At 66.7% G+C, this 13,328-nt stretch carries 12 protein-coding genes and 6 tRNA genes; 7 read left to right on the top strand and 11 right to left on the bottom strand.

Going from position 1 to position 13,328, the window contains the following annotated elements; translation table 11 throughout:
* Window positions 1-4: 4 nt before the first annotated feature.
* Window positions 5-496, bottom strand: a complete 492-nt coding sequence (locus MRBLMD1_RS12735) for a hypothetical protein (RefSeq protein ID WP_159632156.1) — start codon at window positions 494-496, stop codon at window positions 5-7.
* Window positions 497-729: 233 nt separating this feature from the next.
* Between MRBLMD1_RS12735 and MRBLMD1_RS12730 the strand changes: the two genes are divergently transcribed.
* The 4 genes from MRBLMD1_RS12730 to MRBLMD1_RS12715 all read left to right on the top strand — a co-directional run bounded on the left by MRBLMD1_RS12730 (window position 730) and on the right by MRBLMD1_RS12715 (window position 6,358).
* Complete coding sequence (locus tag MRBLMD1_RS12730; protein WP_224025726.1) at window positions 730-2,013, top strand: alpha/beta hydrolase family protein; 1,284 nt, start codon at window positions 730-732, stop codon at window positions 2,011-2,013.
* Between the two features lies 1 nt (window position 2,014).
* Window positions 2,015-3,589, top strand: coding sequence for a succinic semialdehyde dehydrogenase (locus tag MRBLMD1_RS12725; RefSeq protein ID WP_364400106.1), 1,575 nt, complete (start codon window positions 2,015-2,017; stop codon window positions 3,587-3,589).
* Between the two features lie 36 nt (window positions 3,590-3,625).
* Window positions 3,626-4,510: an SDR family oxidoreductase gene (locus MRBLMD1_RS12720; protein ID WP_364400103.1), complete on the top strand. Its 885-nt coding sequence runs from the start codon at window positions 3,626-3,628 to the stop codon at window positions 4,508-4,510.
* A gap of 72 nt (window positions 4,511-4,582) precedes the next feature.
* On the top strand, window positions 4,583-6,358 hold the full coding sequence (locus MRBLMD1_RS12715) for a multicopper oxidase family protein (protein ID WP_364400100.1): 1,776 nt from the start codon (window positions 4,583-4,585) through the stop codon (window positions 6,356-6,358).
* 24 nt (window positions 6,359-6,382) lie between these two features.
* On the opposite strand, the gene ybaK is transcribed toward MRBLMD1_RS12715, so the two are convergent.
* The 3 genes from ybaK to MRBLMD1_RS12700 are packed head-to-tail and all read right to left on the bottom strand — an operon-like array spanning window position 6,383 to window position 8,313.
* A complete protein-coding gene (gene ybaK / locus MRBLMD1_RS12710) occupies window positions 6,383-6,895 on the bottom strand; it encodes a Cys-tRNA(Pro) deacylase (RefSeq protein WP_275181235.1) in 513 nt (170 codons plus the stop codon).
* Window positions 6,896-6,905: 10 nt separating this feature from the next.
* Window positions 6,906-7,358 (bottom strand): SufE family protein, encoded by a 453-nt coding sequence (locus MRBLMD1_RS12705; protein WP_159632150.1) that lies wholly within the window; start codon window positions 7,356-7,358, stop codon window positions 6,906-6,908.
* Between the two features lie 28 nt (window positions 7,359-7,386).
* Window positions 7,387-8,313 carry a sulfurtransferase gene (locus MRBLMD1_RS12700; RefSeq protein ID WP_159632149.1) on the bottom strand — a complete coding sequence of 309 codons (927 nt, stop codon included), beginning with the start codon at window positions 8,311-8,313 and terminating at the stop codon, window positions 7,387-7,389.
* A gap of 215 nt (window positions 8,314-8,528) precedes the next feature.
* Here MRBLMD1_RS12700 and zapE point away from each other — a divergent pair, with 215 nt between their 5' ends.
* On the top strand, window positions 8,529-9,566 hold the full coding sequence (zapE, locus tag MRBLMD1_RS12695; protein ID WP_364400097.1) for a cell division protein ZapE: 1,038 nt from the start codon (window positions 8,529-8,531) through the stop codon (window positions 9,564-9,566).
* Here zapE and MRBLMD1_RS12690 read toward each other — a convergent pair.
* The 7 genes from MRBLMD1_RS12690 to MRBLMD1_RS12660 all read right to left on the bottom strand — a co-directional run bounded on the left by MRBLMD1_RS12690 (window position 9,563) and on the right by MRBLMD1_RS12660 (window position 11,871).
* Window positions 9,563-10,783 carry a benzoate/H(+) symporter BenE family transporter gene (locus MRBLMD1_RS12690; protein WP_364400094.1) on the bottom strand — a complete coding sequence of 407 codons (1,221 nt, stop codon included), beginning with the start codon at window positions 10,781-10,783 and terminating at the stop codon, window positions 9,563-9,565. The two genes, zapE and MRBLMD1_RS12690, sit on opposite strands and share 4 nt — an antisense overlap.
* A 141-nt stretch (window positions 10,784-10,924) precedes the next feature.
* Complete coding sequence (locus tag MRBLMD1_RS12685; RefSeq protein ID WP_159632146.1) at window positions 10,925-11,188, bottom strand: antitoxin; 264 nt, start codon at window positions 11,186-11,188, stop codon at window positions 10,925-10,927.
* Window positions 11,189-11,336: 148 nt separating this feature from the next.
* Window positions 11,337-11,408 (bottom strand) — tRNA-Val (locus tag MRBLMD1_RS12680).
* A 33-nt stretch (window positions 11,409-11,441) separates the two neighbouring features.
* Window positions 11,442-11,514, bottom strand: a tRNA-Gly gene (locus tag MRBLMD1_RS12675).
* 57 nt (window positions 11,515-11,571) lie between these two features.
* Window positions 11,572-11,643: transfer RNA gene (locus tag MRBLMD1_RS12670), tRNA-Val, on the bottom strand.
* 37 nt (window positions 11,644-11,680) lie between these two features.
* Window positions 11,681-11,751, bottom strand: a tRNA-Cys gene (locus tag MRBLMD1_RS12665).
* 47 nt (window positions 11,752-11,798) lie between these two features.
* Window positions 11,799-11,871: transfer RNA gene (locus tag MRBLMD1_RS12660), tRNA-Gly, on the bottom strand.
* Between the two features lie 360 nt (window positions 11,872-12,231).
* Here MRBLMD1_RS12660 and MRBLMD1_RS12655 point away from each other — a divergent pair.
* Window positions 12,232-12,303, top strand: a tRNA-Val gene (locus MRBLMD1_RS12655).
* Between the two features lie 104 nt (window positions 12,304-12,407).
* Window positions 12,408-13,262 (top strand): cytochrome, encoded by an 855-nt coding sequence (locus MRBLMD1_RS12650; protein ID WP_159632145.1) that lies wholly within the window; start codon window positions 12,408-12,410, stop codon window positions 13,260-13,262.
* The last annotated feature ends 66 nt before the right edge of the window (window positions 13,263-13,328 follow it).

Below are 13,328 nucleotides of genomic sequence, written 5' to 3'. Positions count from 1 at the left end.
ACGCTTAGGAGTCGCCGATAAATCCCGAACCCGCGTACAGGTGAAGCACGGGGACACCGAGTTGGTCCTGGGCCTTGTTGGCCCAGTCAGTGTGGAACGTATCGGCCACGGCATGCGGCCGCGTGATCACTACGGCCTGGGAAGCGCCGGTTTCGCGGACCTTGGCCACCAGGCTGTCAACGGCCTTGCCGTCCACCACCTGGCCGGTCACGCCGGAGCCCAGTCCCTCGAGCGCCGCCAGGGAGGCCGCCAGGGTTTCGTCGGCGTGCGCCCGTTCGGTGGCGGCATCAGGGTTGCGGGCGGCGAGCTCGCGGAAAGCCTTGGCAACGTCCAGCATGGACAGGTTCTCAAGGAAGTCCACCAGCAGGTGCCGCTCGGTATTGGCCGGGACCAGGACCAGCAGGCGGCTGTCCGCACCATCCACGAGCCGTTCGATGTTAACGCGGTCGTCCGCGCCCAGGGGTTCTTCAGTCAGGATGACGATGGGATCACTCATGGCCTTAGCCTAGTCCCGCCCGCTGGCCCCCGCACTGCACCTGCCCTGGGACTGCGTGGGCCCTTGAACTGTGTGGGCCCTTGAACTGCACCGGCCCCTGAGCTGCACCGCGGCCCGGGTCCCTCCCGGGCCGGCCCGGCGTCGCCGTGCCGCCCGGGTGCTGGAATGCGGGTATCTGCGGCAGGGCCGGTAAGAATAGTCCCATGGCACCTTTCCGGCGAGCGCGCCCTGCAATGACTGCATCCACCAGGGAATCCGTTGGGGTGTCGCCGGGGGCCAAATGGGCCGTTGGCGGCGCCATCGCCGGCGGCTCGGTGGCGGGCCTGCTGGGAGCGGGTTCCTCTGCGCTCGCCGTGTATTTCGCGCGGCGGGTCATCACTCCGGCACGGCAACGGGCGGCCGACAAGGAAGTCCTGGCGGTGATCCGGGACGGGCAGAAGCTGCAGGTGATCCTGGCCGCGAACGACGACACCACGGTGGACGGCGTCTACGGGTTCTTCTTCGACGGCGGCAAAGGGCACGCACGGATCGGACGCATCGTGTCCTACTCTCCCGCCGAGCGGACTGTGCTGCGCGAGGTCGAAGCCGTGTACAGCGGGGATCTCTCCACGGCCCGCTGGGGATGGTGGAGCGGTGCCACCTACCCGGACCCGGCCGCCGTCGGCATCCCTGCCGAGGACGTCCTGATTCCCGTTGAGCGCGGCGAAGCTCCCGCCTGGCTGGTCCGGGCAAAGGGAACTGCCCGGACCTGGGCCATCATGGTGCACGGGCGCGGTGCCACCCGGCAGGAAGCGCTGCGGGCGGTGGGACCGGCGCTGGAACTGGGCCTGACCAGCCTGCTGGTGTCCTACCGTAATGACGGGCTGGCACCGTCAGCCGATGACGGCCGCTACGGCCTGGGCTCGACGGAGTGGCAGGACATCGAGGCTGCCATCGGGTACGCGCTGGCCAACGGTGCCGAGGAAGTTGTCCTGTTCGGCTGGTCCATGGGTGGGGCCATTTGCCTGCAGACTGCCGATCTCTCCCGCCACCGCCACCTGATCAGGGCGATGGTGCTGGACGCACCGGTCATCGACTGGGTAACAGTGCTGGCCCACCATGCGCAGCTGAACCGGATTCCGTCGCTGGTGGGCAGGTACGGCCAGCTGATGCTGGGCCACCCGCTGGGGCGCAGGCTCACGGGCCTCTCAGCGCCCGTGGACCTGAAAGTCATGGACTGGGTGTCCCGGGCCGTCGAGCTGCGGACGCCAACACTGATCATCCACAGCGTCGACGACGAGTACGTACCGTACGGGCCGTCCGCCCTGCTGGCCGAGCGGAACCCGGAGATGGTGACGTTCGAGACGTTCAACCACGCACGGCATACGAAGGAATGGAATGTGGACCCCGAACGCTGGGAACGGCTGGTGAAGGCCTGGCTGCGCCAGCAGCTCGCTCCGCGCCTCAATCCCGGCTCCGGCGTGACCCCTGGACGCATGGGGGAATCTCCGGCCCAGCCCACGCAGGCGGGTGGCTGACATGGCGAAAGCACGCCCGGCAGGAACTGTGACCGGCCGCGGCAGGGAGCTGGCGGCGGAGCTTGCCGGGCTGGTGGCGTCGTCGGGCCCCGGACGGCCGGCGCAGGCCTCGCACGCGCCCTTCGATGGCACAGTGGTGGGGGAAGTGCCCGTATGCACCCCGGACGACGTCCATGCCGCCGTCGAAACCGCACGCATGGCGCAGCGGCAGTGGGCAGCCCAGCCAATCGCCGAACGCCGCGCGGTGATCCGGCGGTTCCTGGCGCTGCTCCTGGACAGCGAGCAGGACGTCCTTGACCTGGTCCAGGCGGAGAGCGGCAAGTCCAGGCTGAGCGCCTTCGAGGAGTTCGCGGACGTGGTCCTGACGGCCGGCTATTACGAGCGGACAGCTGACCGGTACCTCCGCCCGCGCCGCCGGAAGGGCGCGGCCCCGGTCCTCACGCGCACCACGGAATACCGGATACCCAAGGGGGTTGTGGGTGTCATCAGCCCCTGGAACTATCCCTTGACCCTCGCGGTTTCGGACGCCATCCCGGCCCTGCTGGCGGGCAACGGCATCGTCCTGAAGCCTGACTCGCAGACGCCCTTCACGGCCCTGCTGATGCTCAGGCTCCTGCGGGAGGCGGGCCTTCCGGCTGACCTGTTCCGGATCGTCACGGGACCGGGCACGGAGATAGGGCCTGCCTTGATCGGGCGGGTGGACTTCCTGATGTTCACGGGATCCTCCAGGACCGGCAAGACCGTCGCCAGGCAGTGCGCTGAGCGGCTGATCGGCTTCTCCGCCGAACTGGGCGGCAAGAACCCGATGCTGGTGCTCGCGGATGCGGACGCGGGCAAGGCGGCCGCCGGCGCGGTGCACGCCTGCTTCTCCAACTCCGGGCAGCTGTGCGTCAGCATTGAGCGGATCTACGTCCATGCCGACCTTTATGACCGGTTCCTGGCGGCGTTTACAGCCAAGGTGAAGAACATCCGGATGGGGTCCGGACCGGACTGGGACATTGGCATGGGGTCCCTTATCAGTACGGCACAGGTGGAGCGGGTGGACCGCCACGTCCAGGATGCGCTCGCAAAAGGCGCCCAACTCCTGGCCGGAGGACGGCGCCGTCCGGACCTGGGTCCGCTGTTCTATGAACCCACCGTCCTGGCCGGGGTTACGGATGAGATGCTCGTCGCCCGGGAAGAGACGTTCGGGCCGGTGGTTGCCGTCTACCGCGCGGCCGACGACGACGCCGCCGTAGCCCTGGCCAATGACTCCGACTTCGGGCTCAACGCCAGCGTCTGGTCCGCCCGCCGCGGCGAAGCGGTGGCCCGCAGGCTCCAGACAGGGACCGTCAACGTCAACGAGGGCTATGCGGCCACCTGGGCCTCGCACGATGCACCGATCGGCGGCATGAAGGACTCCGGCGCGGGCCGCCGCCACGGCCGGGAAGGCATCCTCAAGTACACGGAACCGCAGACCATCGCCGTGCAGCGGCTGCTCCGGGTGGCCCCCGCCCCCGGAATGTCCAACCATGCCTACGCACGGATCATGAAAGGGGCCATCACCTTGATGGGCCGCCTTCCCCGAAACCGCTGAGGACACAGCCTGTGCCAACACCCGAGGAGAACTGAGATGGCCAAAGGAACACGACTTTCCGGTGCAACACTGTTGGTCACGGGAGGGGGAAGCGGGCTGGGCCGCCGCCTGGCACTCGGCGCCGCCCGGCGCGGGAGCCGGGTGGTGATCTGGGATGTGGACGCGGCAGCGGGAGCTGCGGTCCGCGACGAAATCCGGGCCGCCGGCGCGCAGGCTGAAGCCCACGCCGTGGATGTCACGGACCGGGAGGCGGTCAAGGCCGCCGCAGCGAGGACCGGGCCGGTGGATGTGCTGGTGAACAACGCCGGGGTGGTCAGCGGGCACCGGCTCCTTGATGCGACGGATGAGGCCATCGAACGCACCATGCACGTCAACGTCATGGCCCTGTACTGGGTGACCCGCGCCTTCCTCGGCGGGATGGCAGAGCGGGGGCACGGCACCGTGGTCACCATTGCCAGTGCTGCGGGGATGGTGGGCGTCGCCCGGCAGACGGACTACTCCGCCAGCAAATTCGCCGCGTTCGGTTTCACCGAGTCACTGCGGGCCGAGCTCCGGGCGGACCAGACCGGGGTCAACACGCTGGTGGTCTGCCCCTACTACATCAACACGGGGATGTTCGACGGCGTCCAGACCCTTTGGCCCCGGCTCCTCCCCATCCTTGAGGAGGAGGACGTGGCCGCTGAAGTCCTTGACGCGATCGAGGCCGGCCGCCGGAAACTGGTCCTGCCGCCCCTGGTGAACCTGCTTCCGGTCCTGCGGATTCTGCCGGTCGGCGTCTTTGACCGGCTCATGGATGTGCTGGGCGTCAACCGCACCATGGACCACTTCACGGGCCGTCCCGGCAGCCGCGCGGGGGAGCCGGTCCGGGAAGGCCCAGGGCACGTCCCGGCCCTTTCACCGGAAGGGGACACTCGGCCCTAGCGCTGACAAAGGGAGCTGCCTACCGTCGGCTGCAAGGGGGGAACCATCAAGGCAATTGAAATGGGGCCCACAATGTATCTGACAAGGCGGCAACTCCTGCAAGCCGGCGCCGCAGCCGGTGCGGCCGTTGCGACGCAGCCGTATGGACCGGGAAGCGGGCGGGCAATTGCCACGCCAGGACAGGCCGGCCAATTCACCGAGCAGCTTCCAACGCTGGCCGAACTCGGCGTCCTGGACATGAGTGCCGGCGGCACTGCGTCTCTCTGGATGCGAAACGCCCAGCACCGCTTCCAGGCCGGCATGGGTGTGGCCGACACCCTGGCGTACCAGGACGGGACCTCCTCCCGTACATATTTGGGCCCGGTCATCGTCGCCCGGAAAGGAACCCCATTCAGCCTCACCGTCCATAACGGGATCGAACGGCATCCCCTTGGCTACGCCGTCGACGCGGAGCTCGTTCCTCCCGGCAGCAACGATGCTGCAGCGCCCAGGACGTCCGTGCACCTCCACGGAGGCAACACCAGGCCAGAGTTCGACGGCGGTCCCGAGCAGGCATTCAGGCCCGGCGCTTCCTACACATACAGGTATGGCAACGACCAGGACGCGGCCGGTCTCTGGTACCACGACCACGCGCTCGGCATTACGCGGTTGAATGTCTATGCGGGGCTGGCCGGCGGCTACCTGTTGCGGGACTCAGGTGGATCAGGAATAGATACCGGCGACGGTACCCACCTGCCCCCGCCGCCCTATGAAGTTCCGCTGATCATCCAGGACAAGATGTTCAACCCCGACGGCACGCTTGCGTACCCGCCGAACCCGGACCTTTCCACTGCCGGCGGAACACCGCGTCCTTGGGCGCCGGAGTTCTTCGGCGACGCGGCAACAGTCAACGGCAAGTGCCGGCCGAATCTCGACGTGGCCCGGGGGAAGTACCGGCTCCGCATGTTCAACGGCTCCAATGCCCGGTTCTACGACCTCAAGTTCACAGTGGATGGCGCGGCGCTCGCCTTCTTCCAAATAGGAACGGACGGCGGCCTGCTCAACGTACCGGTCAGGCTGAACAGGCTGCTCATGGGACCGGGCGAGCGGGCGGATATCGTGATCGATTTCGCCGGACACAAGCCCGGCACACGGGTTGTTCTGGCCAACAGTGCCCGCGTCCCCTACCCGGACGGCCCCGCCACCATCCAGCTCGGGGGACTCCCGCTGCCGCAAATCATGCAGTTCACTGTGACATCCCAGGCCGGATACACAGCGCCGATGCCTGGCAGCCTCCGGGACTGTTCCATCACCGATCTGGTGGCCAGGACCCCGGAGGCCATTAGGCCCATGGCACTGGTGGAAGTGGCCAACGCCGCCGGGGTTCCCCTCATGGCGCTCCTGAACAACCGAAAATTCGAGAGCGAAGACATTCTCCGGGTCCGGAGCGACAGCCTCGAAGAATGGGAACTAATCAATACCACGGGGGATGCCCACCCGATCCATGTGCACTTCACCCAGTTCCAGGTCCGCGACCGGCAAAAATTCGACGTCGACGGGTACCTGGCAGCCACCGGCTATGTAGACCCAGGGACCGGCCTGGTGACGCCAGGCCGCGGCAGCGCCGTTCCGGTCCGGCCCTTCCTGATCGGACGCCCCAAAGGGGCGCCGGCACATGAGCAGGGCTGGAAGGACACGGTCATTGCCATGCCCGGGGAAGTCACCAGGATCCGTGTTCCGTTCGGGGCAGGGGCGGCGGATGGAGCCCCACTGGCCATCGGCTCATCCTTCAGAGGCGAGTACGTCTGGCACTATCACATCCTGGAGCACGAGGACAACGAGATGATGCAGCGGTACATCATCGAGTAGCGGGATGAACCACCCCGGCTGCGGCTAAGCCCGGAGGTTGCCTGCGGCCAGGGAGCCGATGGGAGCCGTGACGGCGTCTGTCAGCCGGACCAGGTCAGCCGGCGCCAGCTCAATGTCCAGGCCCCGCCGGCCGCCCGAGACCAGCAGGGTCTCCAGTGCCAGGGCGCTGGAATCCAGCACCGTGGGGGAAGGCTGGCGCTGGCCGAGCGGGGAGATGCCGCCGAGGACATAGCCGGTGCGGCGCTGTGCTGCCGCGGGATCTGCCATGGCGGCCTTCTTGGCCCCCAGCGCCATGGCCATTGCCTTCAGGTCCAGGGTTCCGCTGACGGGAACAATGCCCACCGCGAGCCTGCCCTCCACGTCCACCATCAGGGTCTTGAAGACGCGGGACGGATCGATCCCCAAAGCCTCGGCTGCCTCCACACCGTAACTCGCCGCCGAGGGGTCATGGGTATACGGATGCAGCACAAAGGGAACCCCGGCCGCGGTCAGGGCCGCTGTGGCCGGGGTTCCCTGGGAGTTGTTCCTGCGTGCCATGACGCCGGGGTCAGGCCTGGCTGCGGGATGCTGCGGCAACCTTGCGCTTGATCCTGCCCAGCATGGCGGTCATGCCCCGCATGCGCAGCGGGGTGATGGCGCGGGTGAGTCCCAGCAGCTCCGGCATGTCGTCCGGCACCGACAGGATCTCGTCCGCTGTCAAACCGTCCAGGCCCTCGTGCAGCACCCCGGCGAAACCGCGCGTGGTGGGCGCCTCGGGCGGTGCCTTGAAGAACAGGCGGACGGCGCCGTCGTCGTTGGTTCCCGTCTCAACGGTGAGGAACAGCGGCGACTGGCATTCCACCACCTGCTCCAGGAGTTCGGGGTGGTCCTTGAGCCGGTCCGGGAGTTCCGGCAGTCCTTCCGAGAACTCCAGCAGCAGCTGCAGCCTCTCGGGTTCGGACAGGGCCTGGAAATCGTCCACGATCGCCGCCAGGGCGGAAGGCAAAGCTTGAGTAGTCATCGTTCCAAGTCTACGCGGGGGAGCGGGGTCAGGCTCCGACGGCGACGGGAACGGAACCCCGCTCGGCGCCCTTGACGATCGGGACGCGCACGGCGTTGCCCCACTCGGTCCAGGATCCGTCGTAGTTGCGGACGGTCTCAAAGCCCAGGAGGTACTTCAGGGCGAACCAGGTGTGGCTGGACCGCTCGCCGATGCGGCAGTACGCCACGACGTCGTCGCCTTCGGCCAGGCCGGCCTCGCCGAGGTAGATGGCTTCCAGTTCCTCCCTGCTGCGGAAGGTGCCGTCGGCGGCAGCGGCGCGTGCCCACGGGATGGACGCTGCAGTGGGGATGTGGCCACCGCGGAGGGCACCCTCCTCCGGGTAGGCCGGCATGTGGGTGCGCTGACCGGTGTACTCCTCGGGGGAGCGGACATCGATCAGGGGACCGGTGCCCAGGTGGGCCAGGACGTCATCCTTGAAGGCGCGGATCGGGGCGTCCTCACGCTCCACCACCGGGTAGTTTCCGGGAGCGGGAGCTGGCCGGTCCCTGGTCAATTCGCGGCCTTCGGCAACCCACTTGTCCCGGCCGCCGTCCAGCAGCCGGACGTCCTGGTGGCCGAACAGCGTGAAGACCCAGAGGGCGTAGGCGGCCCACCAGTTGGACTTGTCGCCGTAGATCACCACGGTGCTGTCGCGGGAAATGCCCTTCGACGCCGCGAGTTCAGCGAAGGCGGCACCGTCAACGTAGTCGCGGGCCACGTCGTCGTTCAGGTCCGTGTGCCAGTCGATCTTGACGGCGCCGGGGATATGGCCGGTTTCGTACAGGAGCACGTCCTCGTCGGACTCCACCACGACGAGTTCGCCGCGGGCCACGGCACCGCTTTCAACGGCGGCAGCAAGCCACTCAGTGGAGACCAGCCGCTCCGGGTGGGCATAGGCTGCGAACTTCTCATTCTGTTCAACCGGGTAGGGCATGGCTTGGCCTTTCACTAAGAGCACGGGAAACCGCGGAACATGCATTGGAACCTGTTCCCACACTAACCAGCGCCCGTGGGGTTGTCCGTATTCCGTTAATAGGGCGAAATGTTGCCTTCATCACGCCCTGGGGCGTGAGGCCGCCGTCCCGCCCGGGTAGGGCCCGCATTGCCGGTATCCTTTCTGGGGACCAACCACCAGCAGAACGGACCACCTTGGTACAGATCGAACAGCTTGCCGCCCGCACTCCGGCAGTATCGGTGGACGAACTCCTTAAGGGCTTCTACCCCTCGCCCCGGTTTGGGGAGGTTTCCTTTTCGAGCTACCGCCCCGACCCGAAGCAGCCCAGCCAGGCCGCCGCCGTGCGTGCCCTGGAGGGATTTGCCGACGGCGTGGGGTCGGGCAACGGAGGCGGGCTTTTCAAGAAGCTGTTCGGCAAGAAGGACGAATCCAGGGCGGGAATCTACCTGGACGGCGGCTTCGGCGTGGGCAAGACCCACCTGCTCGCCTCCCTGTGGCACGCGTCGCCAGGCCCCAAGGCCTTCGGTACGTTCGTGGAGTACACCAACCTGGTGGGCGCCCTTTCCTTCCGCAAAACGGTGGACGCGCTGAGCAGCTACCAGCTCGTGTGCATCGACGAATTCGAACTGGACGATCCCGGCGACACCGTCCTGATGTCCCGTCTCATGCGTGAGCTGGCTGACGCCGGGGTCAAACTTGCTGCCACGTCCAACACGCTGCCCGGCTCCCTGGGCGATGGCCGGTTCGCCGCTGTGGACTTCCAGCGCGAAATCCAGGTCCTGGCGGACCAGTTCGACGTGATCCGCATCGACGGCGAGGACTTCCGGCACCGTGGCCTCCCGGCTGCACCGGCGCCGCTGAAGAACAGCGAGCTCAACGCGCACATGAAGGCGGAATTCGACGGGAAGACCGTGGCCCAGGATGAGTTCTCCACCCTCATCCACCACCTGGCCGGCGTGCACCCCAGCCGCTACCGCCAGCTGATCCACGGCATTGACGGCGTGGTGTGGCGCAACGTGGGAACCATCACGGAACAGGCTGTAGCGCTGCGGTTCGTGGTCCTTGCAGACCGGCTCTACGACAAGGACGTGCCGATCCTGGCCAGCGGCGTCCCCTTCGACAAGCTGTTCACCGAAGAGATGATGTCCGGCGGTTACATGAAGAAGTACTTCCGCGCCGTCTCCCGCCTCACTGCGCTTGCCCGTGAAGGCCAGAACCACGAGCCCTCCTAGGCGGACTTCTTCCCGGGCCGGGGCCGCAACGCCAGCCGGACCAGCAGTCCGGCCAGCAGCGCCCAGAAAGCAGAGCCGATCCCGGCGAACGCCAGGCCGGACGCGGCCATCAGGAACGTAACGGCCGGAGCAATCCGGTCGTCCGGGTCCGCCAGGGCTGCCGAGGTCGCCGAGGCGAGGGTGCCGAGCAGTGCCAGCCCGGCAACGGCTTCAAGCATCCCGGCCGGCGCTTTGCTGACAACCGACACCAGGGCGGCCGAGAACGCAGCCAGCACCAGGTAGGCCAGGCCGGACGTGAAGCCCGCGATCCACCTCCTGCTCCGGTCCCCGCCGGCTTCCTCGCCGGCGGCAAGGGCAGCACTGAGCGCCGCGAGATTGATGGCGTGGCCGCCGAACGGGGCCCCAGCAACAGTTCCCGCCCCCGTGACGAGCATCGCCGGGCGCCACGGTGCCTCATATCCAAAAGACCTCAGCACGGCCACCCCGGGAATGTTTTGCGAGGCCATCGTCACCACGAACAACGGGAGCGCAAGGGCCGCCATCGCCTGGAGGCTGAACGCGGGTGTGGTCCAAGCCAGTGCCGGGACCAGGCCTGCCGGTTCAACAGGGGTTCCGGCAGATACCAGGGTTATTCCGATCACGCCCAAGGCGGCCAGCAGGGCTGCCGGCACCGCCCAGCGCGGGGCGAACTTCATCATCAGCAGCCAGCACAAGATCACCGGCGCTGCAAACGCCGGGGCGGAGCCGAGGGCCTTGAAGGGTGCCAGGCAGAGCTGGAGCAGGACACCGGCCAGCATGGCCTGGGCCAGGGAGGGCGGGATACGCGCCATCAGCCTGCCAAGCGCCGGCACCAGGCCGGTCATGGCCAGCAGCAGGCCCGCACCGAGGAAGGCTCCGACGGCGGCCGGCCACCCGCCGTCGGGCACTCCCGATGACGCAAGCAGTGCTGCGCCCGGCGTTGACCAGGCCAGTGTCACCGGGACCCTCGAACGCCAGGCGAGCACCAGCACGCCGAGTCCGACGGTGAGCGTTACGGCCAGGAGGCCGGACGCAGCCTGGGCAGGATCAGCGCCGACTGCCTTGAGTCCGGCCAGGACCACGGCAAAGGATGAGGTGAAGCCCACCAGCGCGGTGACGATCCCTGCGACCACCGGCCGGGAATCGGTCCGGGCCAGTCCGGGCTTGGTTGCCGTGGTGGGTGCGGGGGACTTGGGCATACCGGCAGGTTACCGGCCCGGGTTTGGCAACCGGCAATCCGGGGCGGCGAATGTCGCCGTTAAACGCCAAAGGTGCGGGTGCCGCCTCCCGGCGGGACCCGCACCTCCTTGACGTGCCGGGCAAAGCCCTGGCCAAATCCTTTACGGAGCCCTGTCAACCGGCGGAACCGGATTTCCAGGAGCTGCCGGGGGAACCTGCTCGGCGGCAGGTTCCTGCCCCGGGGTGCCGTTCTTGTCAACGAGCTTGGAAGCGCCATCCTGGATCTTGTCGACGTGGCCTGCGTACTTGCCGCCGGTCCTGGTGTCGACGAAATCGCCGGCCTTGGTGATGCCGTCCTTGATGGCCTGCTCGTTGCCGCGGATGAGACCCTGAGCCTTGCCCTTTAGATCGTCAATCAAACCCACGGGCACCTCCCTTCTATCGCGGAGCCAGGTCGCTCCTCGCGCATTCGATCCTATCCGGGCCCGGGAGGCGTGCCAAGGGAATCACGTTCGCCAGCAGCGGATGCGGCTTAAACGGAAAAAGCAGCTCCGGAGAGCTGCTGTTCGTGTGTGGGCGATACTGGGATCGAACCAGTGACCTCTTCCGTGTCAGGGAAGCGCGCTACCGCTGCGCCAATCGCCCGGAACCGGAAGACCGGCTTATGGGATATAAGAGAGCGGACGACGAGATTCGAACTCGCGACATCCACCTTGGCAAGGTGGTGCTCTACCAGCTGAGCTACGTCCGCATTGTGCAGATTGTTCCGGAAAATCCGGCGGTTCTGCCGGCAAGTTGCCTTGCCGAGTGGGCGATACTGGGATCGAACCAGTGACCTCTTCCGTGTCAGGGAAGCGCGCTACCGCTGCGCCAATCGCCCATTGCATCCGGAAACCCGGAAACCATGGTTTTCACCGAGGTGGGTACGGGATTCGAACCCGTGTATACGGCTTTGCAGGCCGCTGCCTCGCCTCTCGGCCAACCCACCGTGTTAGCGTCAATTCCGAAGAATGTTTGCTGTGACAGTGTCCTGCGAGCGGACGACGAGATTCGAACTCGCGACATCCACCTTGGCAAGGTGGTGCTCTACCAGCTGAGCTACGTCCGCATTTTGGGGGCTTGATTCCTTGCCGTTTCCGGCATTTCCTCGCGTTCCAACGAGTAAAAACAATATAGGAGGTTCCGGGAAACTCCAAATCGCCCCGGCGCGGCCGGCCCGCATGGCCCGAACAACCGCGGAATACCGCGGAATTTTCGAGTTACAGGCGTGTAATTCCGGCCAGGGTGAGTACGGCCGCCCCACCTTGTACTGCCTGAGGTGCTGCTTTCCTGCAGGTGATGCGCTGCTTTCGTGCAGGCGCGGGCGGGGGCGGACGTTGCTGCGGGACCCCCTTTCAGCGCGCCTTTGCGTGTGGCGCCGGCCGATTTTTCAATTGGGGCAGACGTGGGCTAGCATTCAAATGCATCGGGGCGATTGGCGCAGTGGTAGCGCGCTTCGTTCACACCGAAGAGGTCACTGGTTCGAACCCAGTATCGCCCACCGCAGAGGTCCGTTTCCGCTCATCAGCAGCGGAAACGGACCTTTTTTGCGTGCGGCTCCTGCCGCCGGAGATTTTGTCGGCCCCCTGTGAAAGAGTCTTTTGTATGACTGATCCGCTTCTTGCCCACGCCACCGAATACGGCCGGATGTACGCACGGTCAACGTCTGAGCAGTTCTCGGTTCCTTCCATCACCACGGTGATCAGCCAGCAGCCGCACGGCCTCGATGGCTGGTTCGGCTATATGGGTGCGAGCAGCCTGGCCAACGATCCGCTGCTCTCCGACTGCCTGGGGAGCCCGGCCAAAATCAAGCAGGCCATCAACCGTGCGGCAAAGGCGGCCGAAACGTACCGGGACGACGCCGCCAGGCGTGGGGACCGCGTACATAACTACTGCGAGCAGGTGGCCCTCCGGGCGCTCGGACGCCCCCATTCCATGAAGGAAGCCCGCGACGCCCTGGCCGCCAACGGGGAGGAGGCTTTCGCCGTGCGCTTCGACGAATGGTGGGAACTCTTCCGCGTGGAGCCCATCGCCCCGGAAATCACGGTCTGGAACAACTCGGTGGGATACGCCGGAACCCTTGACCTCGTGGCCAGGATCAACGGACGCATCTGCCTGATCGACTACAAGACCAAGGGCACAACCCGGGACGGTCAGGTCAAGCCCCTGGATGACAAGGTGGTGATGCAGCTGGTTGCCGGCATGAAGGCGGAAGAAAGCCTCGTGGATCCGGAGGCGGGGACCTGGGAGCCTTGGAAGTACGGTGAGGACCCGGTCCTGTTGGCGGTTGCCATCGGCGAAACGGAGGTCCGCCCCGTCCGGGCCAACCCTGAGGTCCTCAAGCACCACTGGTGGAAGTTCTGCGCCCTGCGCCGCGTCTGGGAACTTTCCGCGGACACCATCGGCGCGGGCACTGCGCTGCTGCCCATCGCACCCCCGCCCCTGGCCCGTACTGCCTAAGGCGACGGTGCACGTGAAGAGACTGCACCTAAACTGGACAGGTTCACTTTCCCGCCAACCGTGAGG

This window comes from Pseudarthrobacter sp. LMD1-1-1.1, from assembly GCF_040676255.1.
Taxonomy (GTDB): domain Bacteria; phylum Actinomycetota; class Actinomycetes; order Actinomycetales; family Micrococcaceae; genus Arthrobacter.
Note: the sequence above shows the minus strand (reverse complement) of the source record. Positions and strands in the feature narration are given on the sequence as shown.

Bases quoted from the DNA above. Each gene is read 5' to 3' on its own strand.
- MRBLMD1_RS12735 (WP_159632156.1), bottom strand. From the start codon at position 496: ATGAGTGATCCCATCGTCATCCTGACTGAAGAACCCCTGGGCGCGGAC.
- MRBLMD1_RS12730 (WP_224025726.1), top strand. From the start codon at position 730: ATGACTGCATCCACCAGGGAATCCGTTGGGGTGTCGCCGGGGGCCAAA.
- MRBLMD1_RS12725 (WP_364400106.1), top strand. From the start codon at position 2,015: ATGGCGAAAGCACGCCCGGCAGGAACTGTGACCGGCCGCGGCAGGGAG.
- MRBLMD1_RS12720 (WP_364400103.1), top strand. From the start codon at position 3,626: ATGGCCAAAGGAACACGACTTTCCGGTGCAACACTGTTGGTCACGGGA.
- MRBLMD1_RS12715 (WP_364400100.1), top strand. From the start codon at position 4,583: ATGTATCTGACAAGGCGGCAACTCCTGCAAGCCGGCGCCGCAGCCGGT.
- ybaK (WP_275181235.1), bottom strand. From the start codon at position 6,895: ATGGCACGCAGGAACAACTCCCAGGGAACCCCGGCCACAGCGGCCCTG.
- MRBLMD1_RS12705 (WP_159632150.1), bottom strand. From the start codon at position 7,358: ATGACTACTCAAGCTTTGCCTTCCGCCCTGGCGGCGATCGTGGACGAT.
- MRBLMD1_RS12700 (WP_159632149.1), bottom strand. From the start codon at position 8,313: ATGCCCTACCCGGTTGAACAGAATGAGAAGTTCGCAGCCTATGCCCAC.
- MRBLMD1_RS12690 (WP_364400094.1), bottom strand. From the start codon at position 10,783: ATGCCCAAGTCCCCCGCACCCACCACGGCAACCAAGCCCGGACTGGCC.
- MRBLMD1_RS12650 (WP_159632145.1), top strand. From the start codon at position 12,408: ATGACTGATCCGCTTCTTGCCCACGCCACCGAATACGGCCGGATGTAC.